The 21,635-nt window shown below is 71.4% G+C and carries 19 protein-coding genes; 11 read left to right on the forward strand and 8 right to left on the reverse strand.

Annotation, left to right across the window (positions count from 1 at the left end):
- Window positions 1–27: 27 nt before the first annotated feature.
- The 3 genes from Vse01_RS13710 to Vse01_RS13720 form a co-directional block, all read right to left on the reverse strand.
- Window positions 28–972 carry a permease prefix domain 1-containing protein gene (locus tag Vse01_RS13710; protein ID WP_093404493.1) on the reverse strand — a complete coding sequence of 315 codons (945 nt, stop codon included), beginning with the start codon at window positions 970–972 and terminating at the stop codon, window positions 28–30.
- Window positions 969–1,310 carry a PadR family transcriptional regulator gene (locus Vse01_RS13715; RefSeq protein WP_093404491.1) on the reverse strand — a complete coding sequence of 114 codons (342 nt, stop codon included), beginning with the start codon at window positions 1,308–1,310 and terminating at the stop codon, window positions 969–971. The genes Vse01_RS13710 and Vse01_RS13715 overlap by 4 nt, the downstream gene beginning before the upstream one ends.
- 122 nt (window positions 1,311–1,432) lie before the next feature.
- The gene (locus tag Vse01_RS13720; RefSeq protein ID WP_232511242.1) at window positions 1,433–2,002 is read right to left on the reverse strand and encodes a hypothetical protein; all 570 of its coding nucleotides are present in this window, start codon (window positions 2,000–2,002) and stop codon (window positions 1,433–1,435) included.
- A gap of 198 nt (window positions 2,003–2,200) precedes the next feature.
- Here Vse01_RS13720 and Vse01_RS13725 point away from each other — a divergent pair, with 198 nt between their 5' ends.
- The gene (locus Vse01_RS13725) at window positions 2,201–3,658 is read left to right on the forward strand and encodes a serine/threonine-protein kinase (RefSeq protein ID WP_232511241.1); all 1,458 of its coding nucleotides are present in this window, start codon (window positions 2,201–2,203) and stop codon (window positions 3,656–3,658) included.
- Here the strand turns inward: Vse01_RS13725 and Vse01_RS13730 are convergent.
- A complete protein-coding gene (locus Vse01_RS13730) occupies window positions 3,639–4,199 on the reverse strand; it encodes a hypothetical protein (RefSeq protein ID WP_093404483.1) in 561 nt (186 codons plus the stop codon). The genes Vse01_RS13725 and Vse01_RS13730 overlap by 20 nt on opposite strands.
- A complete protein-coding gene (locus tag Vse01_RS13735) occupies window positions 4,189–4,731 on the reverse strand; it encodes an RNA polymerase sigma factor (RefSeq protein ID WP_093404480.1) in 543 nt (180 codons plus the stop codon). Before Vse01_RS13735 ends, Vse01_RS13730 begins: the two co-directional genes overlap by 11 nt.
- A 243-nt stretch (window positions 4,732–4,974) precedes the next feature.
- Between Vse01_RS13735 and dnaE the strand changes: the two genes are divergently transcribed.
- Together dnaE and Vse01_RS13745 are read left to right on the forward strand one after the other, a co-directional pair.
- Complete coding sequence (gene dnaE / locus Vse01_RS13740; protein WP_093404477.1) at window positions 4,975–8,508, forward strand: DNA polymerase III subunit alpha; 3,534 nt, start codon at window positions 4,975–4,977, stop codon at window positions 8,506–8,508.
- Window positions 8,509–8,613: 105 nt separating this feature from the next.
- On the forward strand, window positions 8,614–9,651 hold the full coding sequence (locus Vse01_RS13745; protein WP_093404475.1) for an aminotransferase class V-fold PLP-dependent enzyme: 1,038 nt from the start codon (window positions 8,614–8,616) through the stop codon (window positions 9,649–9,651).
- A 197-nt stretch (window positions 9,652–9,848) separates the two neighbouring features.
- Here the strand turns inward: Vse01_RS13745 and Vse01_RS13750 are convergent, their stop codons facing one another.
- Window positions 9,849–10,706 carry an SPFH domain-containing protein gene (locus Vse01_RS13750; RefSeq protein WP_093404472.1) on the reverse strand — a complete coding sequence of 286 codons (858 nt, stop codon included), beginning with the start codon at window positions 10,704–10,706 and terminating at the stop codon, window positions 9,849–9,851.
- Between the two features lie 138 nt (window positions 10,707–10,844).
- Here Vse01_RS13750 and Vse01_RS13755 point away from each other — a divergent pair, with 138 nt between their 5' ends.
- The 3 genes from Vse01_RS13755 to Vse01_RS13765 all read left to right on the forward strand — a co-directional run bounded on the left by Vse01_RS13755 (window position 10,845) and on the right by Vse01_RS13765 (window position 13,770).
- Window positions 10,845–11,456 carry a fibroblast growth factor gene (locus tag Vse01_RS13755; protein WP_232511240.1) on the forward strand — a complete coding sequence of 204 codons (612 nt, stop codon included), beginning with the start codon at window positions 10,845–10,847 and terminating at the stop codon, window positions 11,454–11,456.
- A 132-nt stretch (window positions 11,457–11,588) separates the two neighbouring features.
- Window positions 11,589–13,166 carry an MFS transporter gene (locus Vse01_RS13760; RefSeq protein ID WP_093404469.1) on the forward strand — a complete coding sequence of 526 codons (1,578 nt, stop codon included), beginning with the start codon at window positions 11,589–11,591 and terminating at the stop codon, window positions 13,164–13,166.
- Between the two features lie 4 nt (window positions 13,167–13,170).
- Window positions 13,171–13,770, forward strand: coding sequence for a TetR/AcrR family transcriptional regulator (locus tag Vse01_RS13765; RefSeq protein WP_093404467.1), 600 nt, complete (start codon window positions 13,171–13,173; stop codon window positions 13,768–13,770).
- A gap of 46 nt (window positions 13,771–13,816) precedes the next feature.
- On the opposite strand, the gene Vse01_RS13770 is transcribed toward Vse01_RS13765, so the two are convergent.
- Together Vse01_RS13770 and Vse01_RS13775 are read right to left on the reverse strand one after the other, a co-directional pair.
- A complete protein-coding gene (locus Vse01_RS13770; RefSeq protein WP_093404463.1) occupies window positions 13,817–15,736 on the reverse strand; it encodes a helix-turn-helix domain-containing protein in 1,920 nt (639 codons plus the stop codon).
- A gap of 17 nt (window positions 15,737–15,753) precedes the next feature.
- Complete coding sequence (locus Vse01_RS13775) at window positions 15,754–16,536, reverse strand: 3-hydroxybutyrate dehydrogenase (protein ID WP_093404460.1); 783 nt, start codon at window positions 16,534–16,536, stop codon at window positions 15,754–15,756.
- 258 nt (window positions 16,537–16,794) lie between these two features.
- On the opposite strand from Vse01_RS13775, the gene ruvC reads away from it, so the two are divergent.
- The 5 genes from ruvC (at window position 16,795) to secD (ending at window position 21,635) form a co-directional block, all read left to right on the forward strand.
- Window positions 16,795–17,322 (forward strand): crossover junction endodeoxyribonuclease RuvC, encoded by a 528-nt coding sequence (gene ruvC, locus Vse01_RS13780; protein WP_093404458.1) that lies wholly within the window; start codon window positions 16,795–16,797, stop codon window positions 17,320–17,322.
- Window positions 17,319–17,921: a Holliday junction branch migration protein RuvA gene (ruvA, locus tag Vse01_RS13785; protein WP_093404455.1), complete on the forward strand. Its 603-nt coding sequence runs from the start codon at window positions 17,319–17,321 to the stop codon at window positions 17,919–17,921. Before ruvC ends, ruvA begins: the two co-directional genes overlap by 4 nt.
- Window positions 17,918–18,982, forward strand: a complete 1,065-nt coding sequence (gene ruvB / locus Vse01_RS13790) for a Holliday junction branch migration DNA helicase RuvB (protein WP_093404452.1) — start codon at window positions 17,918–17,920, stop codon at window positions 18,980–18,982. Before ruvA ends, ruvB begins: the two co-directional genes overlap by 4 nt.
- A 138-nt stretch (window positions 18,983–19,120) precedes the next feature.
- Entirely contained in the window at window positions 19,121–19,459 is a 339-nt protein-coding gene (gene yajC / locus Vse01_RS13795; protein ID WP_170863428.1) for a preprotein translocase subunit YajC, read from the forward strand.
- 286 nt (window positions 19,460–19,745) lie between these two features.
- Window positions 19,746–21,635, forward strand: a complete 1,890-nt coding sequence (gene secD, locus Vse01_RS13800) for a protein translocase subunit SecD (protein ID WP_170863427.1) — start codon at window positions 19,746–19,748, stop codon at window positions 21,633–21,635.

Below are 21,635 nucleotides of genomic sequence, written 5' to 3' on the forward strand. Positions count from 1 at the left end.
CGTTCGTTGGTCCAGGCCCGCTCCTGCTCACCGTGCGGATCGACGCGCCTTGACCACGCTCTCGGCGATGTCCCAGAGGATGATCACCACGATCGCCACGACGCTGATGCGGGCAACCGTGTCGAGGCCGCCGTCGCGCAGCCAGGCGAAGCGGTCGACGAACTCCGGGTTGAGCAGCCGGTCGTCGAGCAGTAGCCAGATCGCCGGCACCGCGAACGCCAGGTTCAGCACGGCGTTGCCGCCAACAAGCGACCAGGTCCAGCGGCGGGCGCGGTACTTGGCGATCTCCAGTGCGACGCTGGCGAGCAGGACGACGAGCAGCAGCGGCAGCCAGAACGTCCACAGCGCCGGATCGAGGATCGGCAGGCGCTCGCCGTCGGGACCCACCACGGACTGGAAGTGCTGCCACGGCAGGAAGGCGATGAACAGGCACAGGAACACGATCGAGGCACACACGTCGGTGAGCGTTACGCCCCGTTCGGTGGGGTGCTCGGGCAGTTGGTCGACGCTCCACTCGGGCAGGTTCAGCGGGGTGCCGAGGCGTTCCAGCACCGCGAAGACAAGGGTCACCCAGAAGGCGATCTGCACGGCGACGGTGAACGCCGCGACGATGCCCTCGCCGATCGCGCCCGCCGCGTTGTCGGCGACGGTGGCCTCGAGTAAGCCCATCAGCACCCCGACGATGGCGGGAATGGTGCTGAGCAGCACGATCAGCAGCCGTTGCCAGGCCAGGTAGTACTCGGGGCCGATGAGTTGAAGCCGCCGGTCGGTGTATCGGGCGGCCAGTTGCGCGGGGTTGCCCAGCTCGGTTAGGACGTCACGTTCCGCGGTGGCGGCGTCGATCCCGTCGGCGATCCGGCCGTCGACCATGTCGCCGATGGAGGCGCGCAGTTCGGTGGCGATCTCCTCGCGCCGCCCGGTCGGCACCGAGCGCAGGGTGGCGTCCAGGTATCGGTCGGTCAGGGAGGTCATCGGGGGGCTCCTTCGATCAGGGTGGTGAGGGAGGTCTGTACGGCGGCGAGGTCGGCGAGCAGGCGCCGCAGCACCTGCTCGCCGGAGTCGCTGGTGCGGTAGAACTTGCGGGGCCGGCTCTCCTCGGTGTTCCACTCGCTGGTCAGGAGCCCCTGCTCCTCCAGCCGCCGCAGTAGGGGATAGAGAGTGTTCGCGTCGACCGGGAAGCCGTGCCCGGTGAGTCGTTGCAGCAACGCGTAGCCGTAGTCGGGTCGACGGAGCGCGACCAGACTGGCCACCACCACGGTGCCTCGACGTAGCTCCTGTAGATGGGTCCGTAGGACGTCATCGCTGACCATGCGTCACACCATACTGTGTGACACACACTGTTGTCCATCACCCAACGATGTCGCCCAGCCAACATCGTGTCGCCGAACGTTCATGAGGGCCGTAGGCCCGCCAGGAGGCGAGCCTGTCGGCCTCAGCAGGTGCCGCCCTGCCGGAAGTCACGTTCCACGAAGGACGCCGTACCGACCTGGAAGGCGCCCACGCCGGGCCGGATCGGATGCCCGGTGAACAGTTCCACCCGCGCGCCCACCCGCACCAGGTAGGCCGTTGCGGTGCCCGCGTCATTGCTGATCAGACTGCCGCGCGGGCCGTAGATCGTCTCCAGGTCGGCGAAGGACATGCCGACACCCGCGCCGGCGGGGGAGTAGGGCGGGGCGGTGGCGGTGTTGACCTCGACCAGCCGGCCGTGCCGGAAGGCCAGCAGGATGACGCCCGCCCAGGTGCCGGTGGCGCCGGCTCGGACCACACCATCGCAGGTGGCGACCGGCGATTCGATCATCCCGGCGGCGGCGAGCCGGTCGAGGCTGGCTCCGATCCGGTACGGCCCGGCACCCCACACGCTCAACACGTCAGTGGTGGTGGTAAGCGGCTGCGCGGCCACCGCCACCGAGGGGGCCGTACGCAACAGTGGCGCGGCGTTGGCCGGAACTGCCCCGGCAAGGGTAAGGACGGTCGCGACTGCGACATACACGAGACGGTGCACAGAAATCGCCTCCTCGGCATCGAGTTCCTACTTCCTTCGTCTCCCCACCCACCCCCGCAGTTCGCCCAACCCCGCTCCACGCTTCGTCGATCACGTAATGGTGATAGCCGCATTGGGTTATGTCCTTTATGGTGCGATCCGCGCCTGCGCGCGGCTGGGCTGGGTGGGGGTTGCTGCGGGGGAAGAGGGAGGGGGAGGGTGAGCGGGAGGGAGGGGCGGGTGGTGGTGGCGGAGCGGATCGGGGCGTACCGGGTGGAGCGGCTGCTCGGCGTGGGCTCGTTCGCGACCGTCTGGCTCGCGTACGACCCGATGCTCGATCTCCGGGTAGCGATCAAGGTGCTGGCGGACAACTGGCAGCACGACGTACGCGTCCGGGAGCGTTTTCTGGAGGAGGCCCGGCTGCTGAGCCGGATGGAGGACGACCGGCTGCTCCGGGTACGCATGGTGGGAGAGCTGGCCGACGGCCGGCCCTACACGGTGCTGGACTGGGCCGACGGGGGCAGCCTTCGGGAGCGGCTCGCCGCGGGGCCCCTGCCCGTGGCGGCTGCCCTGAACCTGCTCGCCGAGATCGCCGCCGGGGTGGCGGTGCTGCACCGGCACCGGGTGGTGCACCGCGACCTGTCGCCCGGCAACATCCTGTTCCGCTCGACCGCCGACGGTGAACGGGTGCTCATCGCCGACCTGGGTCTGGCCAAGGCGCTCGCCGTCGCGTCCGGGCTCACCATGCGCGCCGGCACCCCCGGTTACATGGCCCCGGAACAGGACGATGCCCTGGCCATCGTGGACGAGCGTGCCGACGTGTACGCCCTTGGTCAGCTCGGTCTGCGACTGCTCGCGCCCCCGACCGCCGGGGTGGGGCCGGGGGAAACGGTCTCCGGTGGGGAACCGATCGCCGCTGCGGCCGCCGACGTCGGACCGGTCGTGATGGCGGTGCTGCGCCGGGCCACCGCCGCCCGGCCGGCGGACAGGTATCAGGACGCCGAGGCGTTCCGCGCGGCCCTGCTGAGAGCGGCGCGCCGGACCCGAGATCCGATCGACCCGGGCACCAGGCCGGCGTTCGACCTCCACCCCGCCGACGTCCTGCCGGTGCCGACGGGTGCGTCCCGCCCGCCGTGGTTGCGTGCGGTCGCGCTGACGGTGGTCCTGGTGGCGGCAGCCGGCGCGGTGGCGGCGGACTCGGCGACGCCGAGCGGCACGGCGACGAGTGGTCCGCTGACCGTGGCGCTGCCCGCCGGCTGGCAGGCGGCCGGCACCGGGTGGGCGGGGCGGTACGACGCGTCAGGTCGACTCGAACCGGCGTTGGTGATCTCGCCGGAGCCGCGTCGATGGGCCATCGATCCGAGTGTGCCGGGTGCCTTCCTGGGACTGTCGGTGGTCGCCCGGGACACCGAGCCGGGCACGTTCGTCGCCGAGCGGCCGCACGCCGACTGCGCGCCCACGCCCCCACGGCAGGTACGACGGGGTGGCCTGGACTGGGTAGTGGCCCGTTTCGACTGCCCGCACGGGCGGCCGGTGCTGATGGAGGCCGCGGCCCGGGGCAGCGTCGGGCTGCTCTACGCGCAGGTGGTGCCCCCGCCCGGTGCCGGCGACGAGTTCGTGGACGCGCTGCTCGACGGGGTACGGATCCGACGACAGGTCATCGCACGACCACCGTGATCACGTGGGTGCCCGCCTCGCGGGGTACGAACACGTCCACGGTGCCGCTCCGGACGAACCGGAGATCGACCACGCCGGCCTCGTACTGGCTGTCCACCAGGTCCTCACGGTCGACGGTGACCTCACCCGGGCCGATGCCCCGCAGCCGCAGCACCCCGCCGGTGGCGAAGCAGAGCGACGAGGGGAGTGGCCCGGGGTCGGACAGGGGCAGTTCGTACCGGACCGCCCCGAGGCATGCCTCGGACAGGGTGGCGGTGGGCGACGGGTTGCGGGTGCTCCGCTGCGGGGTGGGTGCCCGAGGCGCCGGAGTCGGTCGCGCGGACGGCACGGTCACGACCGCCGGTGGCGGAACGACAGGTGTCTCGCTCGGCCGGGTCGACGGCGGGGAGGTCGGTACCGGCGGCGGCGCGGTGGTGGGGACGGGTGGGCGTACCGGCAGCGGCGCGACCGGCTCGTCGGCGCAACCGGCGGCACCCGCGACGAGCACGACGGCCAGGGCCAGCGCCGTCGGACGGCGCCGGGTGGCCGGGTCAGCCGGCACCGGCGAGCCGCTGCCGGACCTGCCGGCGGGCCTCGTGGAGGCGGGACTTGACCGTGCCCTCGGGTAGGTCGAGCAACTCGGCGATCTCGCGATAGTCGAGGTCGAGCACGTCCCGCAGGGTCAGCGCCTCGGCCAGTTCGGGGCGGACCGCGTCGAGGGCCTCCAGCAGATCCAGTCGGGTGCCGGCCACCACGCTGGTGCGGCGCGGGTCGGGCCGGTCCGGCAGCGGCGCACCGGCGGCCTCCATCAGCCAACGTCGGCGCAGCGCCCGATAGGTGGAGCGGGCCCGGTTGGCGGTCAGCCGGTACAGCCAGGTGTGAAACGACGAGCGACCCTCGAACCGGCCGATGCCCCGGGCCACCGCGAGCAGCGCGTCCTGGCAGGCCTCCTCCGCGTCCTCCCGGTTGGGCAGCAACCGACCGCAGAGCCGCAGCACCTCCGGGCGAATCGCCGCCAGCAGGGTGTCCAGAGCTGCGGTGTCGCCGCGCGCCGCGGCGCCGGCCAGGTCGTCGACTCCGTCCGCGAGGGTCATCGCGCCGTCCCCGTACTCGCCCGGTGTTGCGGTGGGCGTTCAGGTTACGCCGGAGGGGCCGCAGGGCCCGGCCCCGAGTCCAGCAGCCGACACGCCTCGGGGTGTCTGCGACGGCCGAGGCGTCCCGCCGAGGCGCGCTGCACGGGTCGTCGAGCACCTGGCGCGGCGCGGTGGAGCCTCCGACGACGGCGGGGTTAGGGTTAGCGCCGACCGACTCGATCAGCCGACCCGGGGGGCCTCCGCATGGGCGATTCGTTCGCGCATCTGCACGTGCACACGGAGTACTCGATGCTCGACGGGGCGGCCCGGCTCAAGGACCTGTTCGCCGAGGTCAAGCGGCAGGGGATGCCGGCTGTGGCGATGACCGACCACGGCAACATGCACGGCGCGAACGACTTCTACAAGCAGGCGATGGCCGCCGGGGTGACCCCGATCCTGGGCATCGAGGCGTACGTGGCGCCGGAGTCACGGTTCCACAAGCAGCGGGTGCGGTGGGGCCGGCCGGAGCAGAAGAGCGACGACGTCTCCGGTAGCGGTGGGTACACCCACAAGACGATCTGGGCGCGCAACAAGACAGGTCTGCACAACCTGTTCGCGTTGACCTCGCGCTCTTACACCGAGGGCTACTTCGTCAAGTGGCCCCGGATGGACACCGAACTGCTGGCCGAGTACGCCGACGGACTGATGGCCACCACCGGCTGCCCGTCCGGCGAGGTGCAGACCCGGCTGCGGCTCGGCCACGACGCGCAGGCGCTCGAAGCCGCCGCGAAGTACCAGGAGATCTTCGGCAAGGAGAACTACTTCCTGGAGTTGATGGACCACGGCCTGGACATCGAGAAGCGGGTCCGCGACGGGCTGTTGGAGATCGGTCGGAAGCTCAACATCCCGCCGGTGGTCACCAACGACTCGCACTACACGCACGAGGCGCAGTCCGAGGCGCACGACGTGCTGCTCTGCGTACAGACCGGCAGCAACGTGGCCGACCCGAACCGGTTCAAGTTCGGCGGCAGCGGCTACTACATCAAGTCGGCCGACGAGATGCGCGGCGTGGACCACTCCGACCCCTGGCTGGAGGGTTGCCGCAACACGCTGCTGGTGGCGGAGCGGGTCGACCCGACCGGGATGTTCGAGTTCCACAACCTGATGCCGCGCTTCCCGGTGCCCGAGGGGGAGACCGAGGAGTCCTGGTTCCGCAAGGAGACCTTCGCCGGCCTGGCCCGCCGGTACCCGGAGGGCATCCCCGAGGGGCACGTCGTGCAGGCCGAGTACGAGTTGGGCGTCATCATCCAGATGGGCTTCCCGTCGTACTTCCTCGTGGTGGCCGACTTCATCCAGTGGGCCAAGGCGCAGGGCATCGCCGTCGGTCCGGGCCGTGGTTCCGCAGCCGGTTCCCTTGTCGCGTACGCCCTGGGCATCACCGACCTGGATCCGATCCCGCACGGGCTGATCTTCGAGCGGTTCCTCAACCCCGAGCGGGTCTCCATGCCGGATGTCGACATCGACTTCGACGAGCGTCGGCGCGGAGAGGTGATCAAGTACGTCACCGACAAGTGGGGTGAGGACAAGGTCGCCCAGATCGCCACCTTCGGCACCATCAAGGCGAAGGCCGCGATCAAGGACTCGGCCCGGGTGCTCGGCTACCCGTACGCGGTCGGCGACCGGATCACCAAGGCGATGCCACCGGCGGTGATGGGCAAGGACATTCCGCTCACCGGCATCTTCGACCCGAAGCATCCGCGGTACGCCGAGGCCGGCGAGATCCGTGGCCTGTACGAGTCCGACCCCGACGTCCGCAAGGTGATCGACACCGCCAAGGGCATCGAGGGACTGATCCGGCAGACCGGGGTGCACGCCGCCGGTGTGATCATGTCCGCCGAGCCGATCATCGAGCACATCCCGCTTATGCGTCGGGACGCCGACGGGGCGATCATCACCCAGTTCGACTACCCGACGTGTGAGTCGCTCGGGTTGTTGAAGATGGACTTCCTCGGCCTGCGCAACCTGACCATCATCGACGACGCGCTGAAGAACATCGAGCTGAACCACGGACTCAACGTGGACCTGCTCAAGCTGCCGTTGGACGACAAGCCGACGTACGAGCTGCTGGCCCGGGGGGACACCCTCGGTGTGTTCCAGCTCGACGGCGGGCCGATGCGGTCGCTGCTGCGGCTGATGAAGCCGGACAACTTCGAGGACATCTCCGCCGTCCTGGCGCTCTACCGACCCGGCCCGATGGGCGCCAACTCGCACACCAACTACGCGCTGCGCAAGAACGGGCTCCAGGAGATCACCCCGATCCACCCGGAGCTGGCCGAGCCGCTGGAGGAGATCCTCGGCCCGACCTACGGTCTGATCGTCTACCAGGAGCAGGTGCAGCGCGCCGCCCAGGTGCTCGCCGGGTACAGCCTCGGCAAGGCCGACCTGCTGCGCCGGGCGATGGGCAAGAAGAAGAAGGAGGTCCTCGACAAGGAGTTCATCCCGTTCCGCGACGGGATGAAGAGCAACGGCTACTCCAACGAGGCCATCAAGACCCTGTGGGACATCCTCGTCCCGTTCGCCGACTACGCTTTCAACAAGGCGCACACCGCCGGCTACGGGCTGGTGTCGTACTGGACCGGCTACCTGAAGGCCAACTACCCGGCCGAGTACATGGCGGCGTTGCTGACCTCCGTCGGTGACGACAAGGACAAGATGGCCATGTACCTGTCGGAGTGCCGGCGGATGGGCATCCAGGTACTGCCGCCGGACGTGAACACCTCGGCCGGCCCGTTCACCCCGGTCGGCCGGGAGATCCGCTTCGGCCTCGGCGCGATCCGTAACGTCGGCGCGAACGTGGTCGCCGCGATCATGCGCTGCCGCGAGGAGAAGGGCGAGTACGCCGACTTCTACGACTTCCTGTCCAAGGTGGACGCGGTGGTCTGCAACAAGAAGACCATCGAATCCCTGATCAAGGCGGGGGCGTTCGACTCGCTGAAGCACCCCCGCAAGGGCCTGCTCGCCGTGCACGCCGACGCCATCGACGCGTACGCCGACGTCAAGCGCAAGGAGGCCGTCGGGCAGTACGACCTGTTCGGTGCGGGCTTCGGTGACGCCGAGGTGGCGACGAACACCACTGTCATGCCGGTCATCGCCGAGGGGGAATGGGACAAGCGCGACAAGCTCGCCTTCGAGCGCGAGATGCTCGGCCTGTACGTCTCCGACCACCCCCTGTTCGGTCTGGAGCACATTCTCGGCGCGGCGGCCGACACCACCATCGCGGCGCTCTCCGAGGAGGGCACCGTGCCCGACGGCGCGGTGGTCACCCTCGCCGGCATCCTCTCCGGCGTGCAGCGACGGGTCACCAAGCAGGGGCGGGCGTGGGCCTCGGCCACCCTGGAGGACCTGGCCGGTGGCGTGGAGACGCTGTTCTTCCCGAACACCTACGAGGTGATCGGTCAGTACATCGCCGAGGACGCGATCGTGGTGGTCAAGGGTCGGGTCGACCGGCGCGACGACACCCCGCGCATCATGGCGATGGACATGTCGCTGCCGGACATCAGCACCAGTACGGCGAACAAGCCGGTCACCCTCACCATCCCGGTGACCCGCTGCACCCCGCCGCTTGTGGAACGCCTCAAGGAGACCCTGGTGCTGCACCCCGGTGATGCCGAGGTGCACGTCAAACTCCTCAACGGCACCCGCACCACCACCCTGCGCCTGAGCCCGGTCCGGGTGGCCGCCACCACCGCCCTGATGGCCGACCTGAAAAGCGTCCTAGGCCCCGCCAACGTCACCTGACCCGTACCCCCGGTCACCTCCGCAACGGGGGCGGGGGACGGGAGTGGGCCACTGGGGTGGGATTGGCGCTTCGGGGTGGGGCGGCGGGGCGGTTAGCGTCGGGGTGTGGATCTGGAGCAGGCGCAGAAGCTGTGGCAACCGCAGCCGGGCTGGTTGAACACCGCCAGCTACGGGTTGCCGCCCGACCCGGCCTGGGACGCCTTGCAGGACGCGCTGGCCGCCTGGCGGGTGGGGCAGGGATCGTGGGAGGACTGGGGCGCGTCCACCGACAGGTGTCGGACGGCCTTCGCCCAACTGGTCGCGGTACCGGTCGCTGACGTCGCGGTCGGTGCCACCGTCTCCCAGTTGCTGGCGCCGGTCGCCGCCGCGCTACCCGCCGGCGCCCGGGTGCTGGTGCCCGAGGTCGAGTTCACCTCCAACCTGTTTCCCTGGCTCGTCCAGGCCGAACGGGGCGTCGAGGTGCGCACCGTCCCGCTGGACGAGCTGGCCGTCGCCATCGACGCCGACACCGACCTGGTGGCGTTCAGCCTGGTGCAGTCCGCCGACGGCACGATCGCCGCGTACGACGAGATCGTCGCGGCGGCCCGGGCCCACGGCGCGCTCGTCGCGGTGGACGCCACCCAGGCGTGCGGTTGGCTGCCGTTCGACGCGGCCCGCGCGGACGTTGTGGTGACCGGCGGATACAAGTGGCTGATGGCGCCCCGGGGCACCGCGTTCGCCTACCTGGCGCCCGAGCTGCGGGACCGGCTGCGACCGGACGCCGCCGGTTGGTACGCCGGTCGCGATCCGCACGCCTCCTACTACGGGCCGCCGCTGCGGCTGGCCGACGACGCCCGCCGGTTCGACCTCTCGCCGGCCTGGTTCAGCTGGGTGGGTGCCGCTCCGGCGCTGGAACTGCTGCTGGAAATCGGCGTCGAGCAGGTGCGGGCGTACGACGTGGCGCTGGCCAACCGGTTCCTCACCGGTCTGGGGCAGCCGACCGGGCACAGCGCGATCGTCACCGTCGAGGTGCCCGGCGCGCAGGAGAAGTTGGCGCGCGCCGGCATACGCGCGGCGGTGCGGGCCGGTCGGGTCCGGGCCTCGTTCCACCTCTACTCCACCACCGAGGACGTCGACCTGGCCCTCGACGCGCTCACCTCCTGACCGCGCCGTCCAACGCCGCACCGGATGGCTCGCCGGTGTGCGGCCGGCGCTCGCCGCCCGCCCTCATCACCTGACCGGTGAGGGCGGGCGGCGCTGTCCCTCGGCCCGGGTGCGCCGGCCTCCCGCCACCCCGGGCACCGGGGTCTCGGGTCCGGCCCCGGAAGGGTGCGGGACCTGTCCGCGACGGCGCCGCCGGTTCACTTGCCGGTGACGATGCCCGGGTTGATGCACAGTCCCGGCGAGCTGCCGTGCTTGTCCGCGATCTCCAGGCAGCGGGTCACCTTGTCCACCGTCGCGTTGGTCTCGGTGACCTGCTTCTGGATCTCGGCGTTGAGACGGTCCTGTTCGAGGTTGCGGGTCTGCGCGAGCTTGTCCTGGAACGCCTTGATGTTGCCCTCGGTCTTGTCGTCGTGGTTGACCCGGGTGATGGTGACCGACAGGATCTCGACGTCGTCGGCCAGCCTTCCCTCGGCGTTGGACTTGATGCTCGCCGAAAAGGGCTTGAGGTCGACGTTCAGGTTGCCGGTCTTCGAGTCGATGCGCTCCAACGGGTTGTAGGTGGCGAAGGCGTCGTTCACCGCGCTGTCGAGTTGGACGCCGACCCGCTGCCCCCGGAAGCTCTCGAAGTCGCCCTTGTAGTCCATGAACTGCTGTGGGGCGTTCTCGGGCTGGACCTGCCACTCGACCAGCACCTCCACGCACGCGTCCGCGAGGGTGCCGGTACGCACCCGCACGCAGCTGTCGCTGCCGATGTGGTCGTACTTCTGCCGCCCGGCGTCCCACTCGCCGACCCGCTGCCACGGGGTGACCCACTTCAGGCCGGAACCGGTGACCTCACCTGTCGGCTTGCCGAAGCTGGTGACGATGCCGACCGAGCGGATCGGTACCGAGTGGGCGCTCGACGCGACGGTGAGGATCGCCGTACCGGCCAGGGCGCCTACCGCCGTCAGGACGCCGATCTGCCGCACCTGGCGTTGCGAGCTGAACAGGGCGACGGCGACCGCGATGATCGCGATGACGGCGGCGACGATCGCCAGGATGAAGCCGAAGGGCATGACGGGACCTTTCCGGAGATGGCCTTGCTGAGTTGATCATCAACGTAGCTGTCCGGGTCAAGGCCGTGGCGAGCGCATCCGTGGCGGGCCGTGCTGACGAATCCCCCGGTGGAGACCTGTCCACTGGGAGGAAGTCTGGTGTCTGGGGTACCGATACCCGCCGAGGTCGTGCAGGTCGCGGGCAAGCGCCTGACGGCCGCCGCCGAGGAACTCGACGGCAACCGGGTCGCCGCGCTTGTGGTCGAGCTGGCCGAGGAGTGGGGGGTGGTGCGGCTGTGGGACGACGTCTGCGTGCCGGTGCTCGCCGCGCTGAGCGGGCGGACCGCCGTCGGGATCGCCGTCGAGCACGCCCTGTCCGAAGGCGTCCGGGTCGGCCTGGACGTGTTCCGCCGCGATCCGGGCGTCGGCCCTGCTGCCGACGGTGTGCTGCTGGCCGGGGCGGAACAGGAGGAACACGGTCTCGGACTGCACGCGCTCGCCGCCGCGTTGCGTGAGCGCGGCCGGGGCTGCCTGCTGGTCGGGCCGGCGCTGCCGTGGACGGCGTTGGCCAGCGCCGTCGGCCGGGCCCGGCCACACGCCGTCGCGGTCTGGTCCCAGTCGCCGGTGACCGGACGGTCGTACCGCATCGGCCGCTTCGCCCGGGAGTTCCCGGCAGTCCGGGTGTACGGTGCCGGGCCGGGCTGGGTCGAGCCGCTCGCCCCACCCGTGACGCGTCTCGATTCCCTCTCCGCCGCCATCGAGGTGTTGTAGGCAAGGGGTACGCGTTCGTAGTCGCCGCCCCCATGGTGACGCGGGTCATACCGATACGGACCCGTATCGTATCGTAAATGCCCTACGCTCAGGAGTCGACGCGGACGGGACCTATCGAAACCGGGGGCGGGGATGCAGCCGAACGAGAACACCGGACATCCGAGGAGGTGGGCGATCCTCGGGGTGCTGGTGATCAGCCTGCTCGTGGTCGTCCTCGACAACACAATTCTCAACGTCGCGCTACGCACGCTCGCCGACCCGGTGCACGGGCTCGGGGCCAGCCAGGGCGAGCTGGAGTGGTCCATCAACTCCTACACCCTGGTCTTCGCCGGGCTGCTGTTCACCTTCGGCGTGCTGGGGGACCGGGCCGGACGCCGCCGGATGCTGCTGATCGGGCTCGCGCTCTTCGGCCTGGCGTCACTGCTGTCGGCGTACGCGCAGACGCCCGGCCAGTTGATCGCCGCCCGGGCGCTGATGGGAGTCGGCGGCGCGGCCATCATGCCGGCGACGTTGTCGATCATCTCCAACGTCTTCGACCCCCGGGAACGAGGACGCGCCATCGGCATCTGGGCCGGCGCGGTCGGTCTGGCGGTGGCCATCGGGCCGGTCCTCGGCGGACTGCTGCTGGAACACTACTGGTGGGGCTCGGTCTTCCTGATCAACGTGCCGGTGGTGGCGCTCGGCGTGACCCTGGTCGCGTTGCTGGTGCCCGAGTCGCGCGACCCGGAACCGGGCCGCATCGACGCGTTCGGGGTGCTGCTCTCGGTGGTCGGCCTGGTCGCCCTCACCTACGGCATCATCGACGGCGGCGAGCACGGGTTCGGTCGACCCCTGGTCTGGGCCTCGATCCTCGGCGGCGTCGCGGTGCTGGCCTGGTTCGTCCTGCACGAGCGACGCAGCAGCCACCCGGCGCTGGACGTCCGACTGTTCCGGGTGCCCCGGTTCGCCGCCCCGGTGGCGATGATCGGGCTGGTCTTCTTCGCCGCGATGGGCGTGATGTTCTTCAGCTCGTTCTACCTGCAACTGGTGCGCGGGTACAGCCCGCTCGAGACCGGCCTGCTCTTCCTGCCCTTCGCAGTCGCCCAACTCGTCTTCGCCCCGCGCAGCGCCACCATGGTCCGCAGGTACGGCAGCCGGGCGGTGTCGGTGGTGGGGCTGGTGCTGACCTCGGTGGCGTTGGGCGCGTTCGCCTTCGTCGACGCCGCCACGCCCATCTGGCTGGTGCTTGTCGCCTTCTTCCTACAGGGCGTCGGGATGGCCAACATCATGCCGCCGGCCACCGAGTCGATCATGTCGGCGCTGCCCCGGGAGAAGGCCGGCGTGGGTTCCGCGATAAGCAACACCATCCGGCAGGTGGCCGCCGCGCTCGGCGTCGCGGTGATCGGCTCGGTGCTGGCCGCCGGCTACCGCAACGGGATCGAACCGGCCCTGGTGGATCTGCCACCGGCAGCCGGCGCGGCAGTCGGTGAATCCCTCGCCGGCGCGTACGCGGCAGCCGGCCAGCTCGGTCCGGCGGGCCCGCAACTGATCGCGGCGGCCAACGACTCCTTCGTCTCGGCCATGCATCTTTCGGCCACGCTGGCCGCGCTGGTCGCCGCGGCCGGCATCCTGGTGGCCCTGCGATTCATGCCCGGCCGGGCCGCCCCCGGCGGGCCGGCGACGATCGGCGAACCCGGGTTGGCCGCTGCCGCACCCGGGCAGGGACAATGAGGGGATGACCAGCACCGCGGACGCTGCACGACCACCCGGGCGGCCACGCAGCGTCCGCGCGGACGAGGCGATCATCGAGGCCACCCTGGATCTGCTCGCGGAGGGCAGCACCATCGAGACGATCTCGGTCGAGGCGATCGCCGCGCGGGCCGGGGTGGGCAAGGCCACCATCTACCGCCGCTGGTCGGGCAAGGACGCGTTGCTGCGCGACGCGTTGCGCCGGCTCAAGGGCGATCCGCCGCAGCCGTCCGGCGGGTCCGTCCGCGAAGACCTGATCATGCTGGTGACCGCGATCGGTCACAACGTCGACCCGCGCGCGGCGCAGATCATGCCCTGTCTGGTGCCGGAGATGAAGCGCAGTCCCGAGCGGTACGCGTTCTACCAGAGCATCGTGGAGCCCCGCCGGGCCGCGATGCGGGAGGTGCTGCGCCGTGGCGTCCGCGAGGGCGAACTGCGCACCGACATCGACATCGAGGTGACGATGGCGATGCTCACCGGCCCGATGCTCATCCAGCGGGTGCTGAACTGGAACCCGGACCTCGACGAGGACACCCTGCCGGAGAAGGTGGTCGACGGCGTGCTGGCGGGTATTCGCGCTCGCTGACCCGCGCCGCCGACACATCGCACGGCGCAAGGTGACCGACGGTCGCTCAGCCGGCCGGCGTACGCAACCGGTGCAGGCGCAGGGCCAGTTGCACCTCCAGGGCCCGATCCGGCCGCTGCCAGTCGGCGCCGAGCAACTGCCCGACCCGCTCCAGACGCTGGGTCACCGTGTTGACGTGCACGTGCAACTGCTCGGCGGCCCGGGCCAGGCTGCCACCCACCCCGAAGTACGCCTCCAGGGTCCGCACCAACGCGGTGCCCCGCCGGGCGTCGTATTCGATCACCGGCCCGATGGTCGCGGTGAGGAACCGGCTCACGTCGGCGTCGCCGCCGTCGTCGACGGCGCCCAGCAGCAGTCCGACGAAACCCAGCTCGGCGCTGCTCGCCCCCTGCCCGGCCCGACCCAGCGCGCCCAGTGCGGTCAGGCAACGGTCCGCCTCCCGGAACGCGGCGGCCAGCGACGCCGGGCCCGTCGACGGGCCGCTCGCGCCCGCGGTCACCGGCCGGCCGGTGATCCGGGACAGGTCCCGGGCCACCGCCCGGGCGCTGCCACCGGCGTCCTGACCGGGCAGCATCAGCGCCACCCGGCCGTCCCGCGCCGCGGCCAGCCCACCCCGGGTCGAGGCGTACGTGGTGGCCCAGGAGAGCACCCGCTGCCGGGCGGAGCCGGTCGCCGCGATGGCGTCGTCGCCGACGGCCACCAGCACGTGCGGCGCGTCCAGATCCACGCCCAGCCGCCGCGCCCGGCTGCGCAGCGCGTCGGTGTCGCGCAGCGGCCGGGCGATCAGATCGTCGAGCAACTCGCCCCGGACCCGTCCCTCCGCCTCCGCGACGGTCCGCCGGAACAGCAGCAGCAGGGCGGTCACCAGCGCCGCCCGTTCCAGGATCCGCTGGTCGGCGTCGGCCGGTTCGCCCTCGGGACGCAGCACCAGCACGCCCAGGTTCTCCGCGCCCGCCACCACCGCGGCGTACCACAACCTGCCGCGGCGTACGCTGCGTCCCTCGGTCCGCGACGCCGCGACCGCCTCCACGATCTCCGCCCGGTCCGGCTCGTCGATCTCACCGACCTGGGCCAGCCGCCGCCCCTCGGCGTCCAGCGCCAGCAGCGCGCCACCGAGCACGTCGGTGACCGCCGCGGCCACGTCCTCCACCCCGCCGCCGCGCAACACAAGCGCGGTCATCCGGTCGTGCGCCGCCGCGGCCCGCTCCACCGAACTGCTGTGCGCGCGGATGGTGGTGTTCGCCGAGGACAGCTCCTCAAGCGCCGAGCGGGTCTCGGCCAACAGCCGCGCGGTGTCGATCGCCACCGCGGCGTGGGCCGCCAGCGAGAGCAGCAGCGCCACCTCCTCGCGGGCGAACGGCCGGGCCGAGCGGTTGGCCGCGTAGAGCACGCCGATGCTTGTCGAGCCGAGCCGCAGCGGCACCCCGAGGATGGCCACCAGCCCTTCCTCGCCCACCCCGGCGTCGATCTCCCGGGTGTGGTGGAACCGCTCGTCCTCCGGGTAGTTCGCGGTGACGTACGGGGCGCCGGACTGGGCCACCAGACCGCCGAGCCCGGCGCCCATGGGCAGCCGCAGCCGCTGGAACCGGGCGGAGACCGAGCCGTCGGTCACCCGCATGTAGGTGTCGCCGCGCTCGGCGTCGTCGAGCGTCATGTAGGCGACGTCCGCGCCGAGCAGGTGCCGGGCCCGGTGCACGATGGCCCGCAGCACCTCGTCCAGGTCGCGCAGCCCCGCCAGGTCACTGACGGTGTCGTACAGGCCGGACAGCTCGCTCTCCCGGCGGCGGCGGCGCTCCAGCAGCGCCCGCACCCGCAGCGCCACCGTCTTGGCCTGCTCCAACTCGGCGAGTCGCTCGGCGGGCAGCCCGGCCGAGCGGGCGGCGACCAGCGGGCCCTCGAACTCGACCGCGGCCGCCTCCCGGGCGAGCAGTTCCAGGAACTCCACCGGCGACGACATGACGGACATTCTGCGGGTGGCCGGCGTCAGTTCGCCGTCCAACCCCCGTCGAGCGCGATCGAGGCACCGGTGAGGAACCCGGCCGGCGGCGAGCAGAGGTACGCCAGCAGTTCCGCCACCTCCTCCGGCTCGATCAGTCGCTTGACCGCCGCACGAGCCAACATGATCTTCTCGATCACCTCGGACTCGGGGATGCCGTGGGCGGTCGACTGGTCGGCGATCTGGCTCTCCACCAGCGCGGTACGCACGTACGCCGGGTTGATGCAGTTGGCGGTCACCCCGTGCGCCGCGCCTTCCAGCGCCACCACCTTCGACAGCCCCTCCAACGCGTGCTTGGCCGAGACGTAGGCGGCCTTGTACGGCGAGGCGCGCAGCCCGTGCACCGAGGAGATGTTCACGATCCGACCCCAACCGCGGGCGTACATGTGCGGCAGCGCCCGCCGGATCAGCAGGAACGGCGCCTCCACCATCACCCGCTGGATGTACTCGAACCGCTCCACCGGAAAGTCCTGGAGCGGCGCGACGTGTTGCAGCCCGGCGTTGTTGACCACGATGTCGACGTCGGCGTCGAGCGCGTCCACCGCCGCCGGATCGGCGAGGTCCACCCCCTCGGCCCGGCCGCCGGCCTCGGCGGCCACCTGCTTGGCCGCCTCGACGTTGCGGTCCACCACCACGACCGTGGCGCCGGCCGCGGCCAGTCGCAGGGCGCAGGCCCGGCCGATGCCGCCGCCCCCGCCCGTCACGAGGGCGGTACGACCGGCCAGGTCGACGTTCACGACGTGGGGGACCGCCACGGGTTCTGCCGTCATGGCGCATGAAGTTACGAGCTGTGTGGTCGGGCGCACATGGGATGGCGGCACATACTCCCGCCGTACTGTGTGGCCGTCCGCTACATCCCGGCCGTGCCCGCCACGGCGGTCGCGTCCCGCCCGACCCGACGTGGCCGTCCCGGCCGCGTCGGGCGTGTCTCCAGGCGTGCGTGCCGGGCGTGTCCCGCGGCGCGCCGTCGCGGACGCATCGGTAGGGTGTCGAACACACGTACTGGCTGGCGGTCGGAGGGAGGCGGCGTGCGGGTGCTCGGCGTCGACCCGGGGCTGACCCGGTGCGGCGTCGGCGTGGTGGAGGGGGTGCCCGGTCGGCCCTGCACGCTCATCGCCTACTACGTCGTCTACACCGACCCGGCCGACGAGTTGCCCACCCGCCTGCTGCACCTGGACCGCTCGCTTGCCGAGCTGGTCGCCGAGCACCGGCCGGACAGCGTGGCCGTGGAGCGGGTGTTCAGCCAGCACAACGTGCGTACGGTGATGGGCACCGCCCAGGCCAGCGGGATCGCGGTGCTGGCCGGGGCGCGTGCCGGGCTGCCGGTGCAGACGTACACCCCGAGCGAGGTCAAGGCGGCGGTGACCGGTTCCGGCCAGGCGGACAAGGCCCAGATGACCGCGATGGTCACCCGGCTGCTGCGACTGCCCGAGCCGCCCCGGCCGGCGGACGCCGCGGACGCCCTCGCGCTTGCCATCTGCCACGTGTGGCGCGGCGGCACCCGCTCGAAACTGGCCGCCGCGGCGGACCGGGTCAGACGAGGAGGAGCGAGATGATCGCCAGTGTGCGTGGCGTGGTGACCGCCACCGGCCCGGACCACGCGGTCATCGAGGTCGGCGGGGTCGGCCTGGCGGTGCAGTGCGCCCCCGGCACGCTCGCCGACCTGCGGGTCGGCCAGCCGGCCCGGCTGGCCACCAGCCTTGTCGTCCGGGAGGACTCGCTCACCCTCTACGGCTTTGCCGACGACGACGCCAAGGTGCTGTTCGAGCTGTTGCAGACCGCCAGCGGGGTCGGCCCGCGGCTGGCCCAGGCGGTGCTCGCGGTGCACACCCCCGATGCCGTACGCAAGGCCGTCGCCAACGCCGACACCGCGGCGCTGACCCGGGTGCCGGGCATCGGCAAGAAGGGCGCCGAGCGACTGGTGCTGGAGCTGCGCGACCGGATCGGCCCGGTGCCGGTGGGTGCCGACGGCGCGGCCGGGGTGACCGGCGGCAGCTGGCCGGATCAGGTCCGCCAGGCGTTGATCGGGCTCGGTTGGACGGCCGGCCAGGCCGACCAGGCGGTCGCCGCCGTCGCCGAGAGCGTCGACGGTCCCACCCCGCCGGTGCCGGTGCTGTTGAAGCAGGCCATCCGACTGCTGGGTCGGACCCGATGAGCAACGAGAACCTGGTCTCGGCGTACGTCAGCGACGCGGAGCTGGACGCGGAGGTCAGCGTCCGGCCGAGGCGCCTTTCCGAGTTCATTGCCCAGGACCGGGTTCGCGACCAGCTCGACCTGCTGCTTCAGGGAGCCATGCGGCGCGGCTCGCCGCCCGACCACATCCTGCTCTCGGGCCCGCCGGGCCTGGGCAAGACCAGCCTCGCCAACATCGTGGCCGCCGAGCTGGGCGCCGGGATCCGGGTGACCAGCGGGCCGGCGATCGAACGCTCCGGTGACCTGGCGGCGATCCTGACCAGCCTGGCCGAGGGGGACGTGCTCTTCATCGACGAGATCCACCGGATCGCCAGGCCGGCGGAGGAGCTGCTCTACAGCGCGATGGAGGACTTCCGGGTCGACGTGGTGGTCGGCAAGGGGCCGGGCGCCACCGCCATCCCGCTCGACGTGGAGCCGTTCACGCTTGTCGGCGCGACCACCCGGTCGGGTCTGCTCACCGGCCCGATGCGGGACCGGTTCGGCTTCGTGGCGCATCTGGATTTCTACGCGCCGGCCGACCTGGAGACGCTGCTGCACCGCTCGGCGCGGATCCTCGGGGTGCCGATCACCGAGGACGGGGCGGCGGAGATCGCCGGCCGGTCCCGGGGCACGCCCCGGATCGCCAACCGGCTGCTGCGCCGGGTGCGCGACTTCGCCGAGGTACGCGCCGACGGGGTGGTCACCGTCGCGACCGCCCGGGCGGCCCTGACCGTGTACGACGTGGACGCCCTCGGGCTGGACCGGCTCGACCGGGCGGTGCTGACCGCGCTGGTGGACTCGTTCCGGGGTGGTCCGGTCGGCCTGTCGACCCTGGCCGTGGCGGTGGGGGAGCAGCCGGACACGGTCGAGGAGGTCTGCGAGCCGTTCCTGGTGCGGGCGGGGCTGCTGGCGCGTACGCCCCGAGGCCGGGTGGCCACCGAAGCCGCCTGGCACCATCTGGGCCGTACGCCACCGAATGGTACATTTGCGGTAGAAGCTCCTCCCGCGCCCGATCTGTTCTCGCTGGACGTCGGCGAGCCGTGATCTGTTCGTGATCTGTGCCGCATTCGGCGTTCCCAGACAGAGCGACTAGACTCGCCGCGGTCTGTACAGGACGTGAAAATCCGCCTCCGTTGCGGCGCCGACGCGCCGGTCCGGCGGCCAATGGGAAGGTCGACAACCGTGCACTACGCAGCAGAAGGCGGCGGAGCGGGAGGCTTCACGCCGATCCTCATGATCGCTCTGCTCTTCGGCGTCATGTACTTCATGATGATCCGTCCGCAGCAGAAGCGCCGCCGCGAGGCCGAATCGATGCAGTCCAACCTCTCCGTGGGCGACGAGGTGGTCACCATCGGCGGGCTCTACGGCACGGTCACCGGTGTCGAGGACGACAGCGTCCTGCTGGAGGTCGCTCCCGGAGTGCAGACCCGCTACGCCCGGCCCGCGATCGCCCGGGTGGTCACCCCGGCGGAGCGCCCGGTCGAGTCGCCCGTCGAGGAGTCCGACTCCGTCAAGGACTGACGCCGCGTCCCAACCGGGTCGCCGGTCTCCCGGCGGTTCGGGCGGGAGGGTGCCCACGCGCGTCCCCGGGTGGGTGCCATCCGCTAATTGCGCATTGAGACAATTGGATAGAAGGCCGACGCCGGGCGCCGGCGCGCCGACTCGTACCCGGTCCACGCGTCCGCGTCGACCCCGGAGGCGGCGGCGCCAGCCTGAGCGCCGTCGGAAGGCAGACCGTCGGCCGGGGGATTCCGGCCGACCCGCCGCCGCACCCGCGGCGGCGTGACCACAGGGAGACAGGACAGCCGTGGCACCACCTCAGGGACAGATGCGCCCGGGACGGCAGTTGGCCGTGCTCGGGGCCATCTTCGTCGTCCTCTATCTTTTGGTGTTCTTCTCGGGCGGCGCCAGCGGTGGCTGGAAGGACCGGCTCGAACCCCGCCTCGGTCTTGACCTGGTCGGCGGCACGCGGCTCACGCTGGAGGCCACAAACACCCTCGACGGCCGGGCCCCCACGGCGGAGAACCTGGAGCGGGCCCGCCAGATCATCGAGAGCCGGGTCAACGCGTACGGCGTGGCCGAGGCCGAGGTGGTCACCGAGGGCGACCGCAACATCGTCGTCTCCCTGCCCGGCGAGAACCGCGAGCTCAACGAGGTCGGCAGCGCCGCCGAGCTGCGGTTCCGGAAGGTCCTGAAGATCGCCGACGGCAGCGGGTCCATCCCATCGCCGGCACCGAGCGAAAGCCCTTCGGCGACCCCGTCCGGCTCCGCGAGCCCCGAGGCCACCCCGTCTGGCACCGCGAGCCCCACGCCGGACGCCGAAGCCTCCTCGTCGCCCGACGCCGGCGGTCAGGGTGGTGGTGCACCGACCCCGACGCCGTCGGCGACCCCGTCGCCCACCCCGTCGGCCACGCCGGACGAAGAGGTGACGCAGAGCATCGAGGAGCAGCGCCGCGCCGTCGAGCAGAAGGTCGGCGCCGAGGCGTGGGCCGCGGCGAGCGGCCTGCAGGCGCCGGCCGATCTCAGCGTCGACCCGTCGCTGGCCGACAAGCTCAAGCCGTTCGGTGAGCTGAGCGGCCGCGAGGTCGCGGTACTGCCGGCGCAGATGCAGTTCAACGTGCCGACGATCAGCTGCGCCCAGCTCGACGACCGGCCCCCGGCGTCTATCTCCGACCCGGAGCAGCAGGTCGTCGCCTGCGAGGGCGGGTACGCCAAGAACCTGCTGGACGTGGCGAAGGTGCTCGGCACCGACGTCTCCGACGCCAACGCGGTGCGCGACCAGACCAGCCAGTGGGTGGTCAGCCTGAACTTCACCGGCTCCGGCCAGGACAAGTGGACCGCGTTGACCCGCGAGGCGTTCAACAACGAGGGCCAGGCGTGCGACGCGTCCGCGCTCGGTGACGAGGGCAAGTGCCGGGTCGCCGTGGTGCTGGACAACCAGATCATCTCGTCGCCGCAGATCCAGGGCGTGCTCACCGGCAACTCCCAGATCACCGGCAACTTCAGCAACGCCGAGGCCAGCGAGTTGGCCGGCTACCTCAGCTACGGCGCCCTGCCGGTCACCTTCGAGGCGCAGGAGCAGCAGAACGTCACCGCCACCCTGGGCGCCAGCCACCTGCGGGCCGGTCTGCTCGCGGCCGGCATCGGCATGCTGCTGGTCATCATCTACTCGTTCTTCTACTACCGCCTGCTCGGCTCGGTGATCTTCCTGAGCCTGATCCTCTCGGCGCTGCTGCTCTTCGGCGCGCTGGTGTTCCTCGGCCGGCAGATCGGCTTCACGCTCACCCTCGCCGGCATCGCCGGCATCATCGTCTCGCTCGGTGTGGCGGCGGACTCGTTCGTCATCTACTTCGAACGCCTCAAGGACGAGATCCGGGAGGGGCGCAGCCCACGTAGCGCGGTACCTCGGGCCTGGGTCCGGGCCCGCCGGACGATCATCTCCGCCAACGCGATCACGATCATGTCGGCGGTGGTGCTCTACATCGTCTCGGTCGGCACGGTGAAGGGTTTCGCCTTCGCCCTCGGTCTGGCCACGGTGCTGGACCTGCTGGTGGTCTTCCTCTTCCGGCATCCGATCATGACGATGTTCGCCCGTACCAAGGCGTTCCTGTCCCCACGGGTCAGCGGCCTGGGCCGGGCACTGCCGGCCCGGTCGGAGCAGGCCCCGTCCCGCAACCAGCGTGTCAAGGAGGCCTGA

This window comes from Micromonospora sediminimaris (assembly GCF_016863575.1).
In the GTDB taxonomy this organism is placed as follows: Bacteria; Actinomycetota; Actinomycetes; order Mycobacteriales; family Micromonosporaceae; genus Micromonospora; species Micromonospora sediminimaris.

Excerpts from the sequence above, each read along its gene's own strand:
- Vse01_RS13710 (WP_093404493.1), bottom strand. The coding sequence starts at position 972 with ATGACCTCCCTGACCGACCGATACCTGGACGCCACCCTGCGCTCGGTG.
- Vse01_RS13715 (WP_093404491.1), bottom strand. The coding sequence starts at position 1,310 with ATGGTCAGCGATGACGTCCTACGGACCCATCTACAGGAGCTACGTCGA.
- Vse01_RS13735 (WP_093404480.1), bottom strand. The coding sequence starts at position 4,731 with ATGACCCTCGCGGACGGAGTCGACGACCTGGCCGGCGCCGCGGCGCGC.
- dnaE (WP_093404477.1), top strand. The coding sequence starts at position 4,975 with ATGGGCGATTCGTTCGCGCATCTGCACGTGCACACGGAGTACTCGATG.
- Vse01_RS13750 (WP_093404472.1), bottom strand. The coding sequence starts at position 10,706 with ATGCCCTTCGGCTTCATCCTGGCGATCGTCGCCGCCGTCATCGCGATC.
- Vse01_RS13760 (WP_093404469.1), top strand. The coding sequence starts at position 11,589 with ATGCAGCCGAACGAGAACACCGGACATCCGAGGAGGTGGGCGATCCTC.
- Vse01_RS13765 (WP_093404467.1), top strand. The coding sequence starts at position 13,171 with ATGACCAGCACCGCGGACGCTGCACGACCACCCGGGCGGCCACGCAGC.
- Vse01_RS13770 (WP_093404463.1), bottom strand. The coding sequence starts at position 15,736 with ATGTCCGTCATGTCGTCGCCGGTGGAGTTCCTGGAACTGCTCGCCCGG.
- Vse01_RS13775 (WP_093404460.1), bottom strand. The coding sequence starts at position 16,536 with ATGACGGCAGAACCCGTGGCGGTCCCCCACGTCGTGAACGTCGACCTG.
- ruvA (WP_093404455.1), top strand. The coding sequence starts at position 17,319 with ATGATCGCCAGTGTGCGTGGCGTGGTGACCGCCACCGGCCCGGACCAC.
- ruvB (WP_093404452.1), top strand. The coding sequence starts at position 17,918 with ATGAGCAACGAGAACCTGGTCTCGGCGTACGTCAGCGACGCGGAGCTG.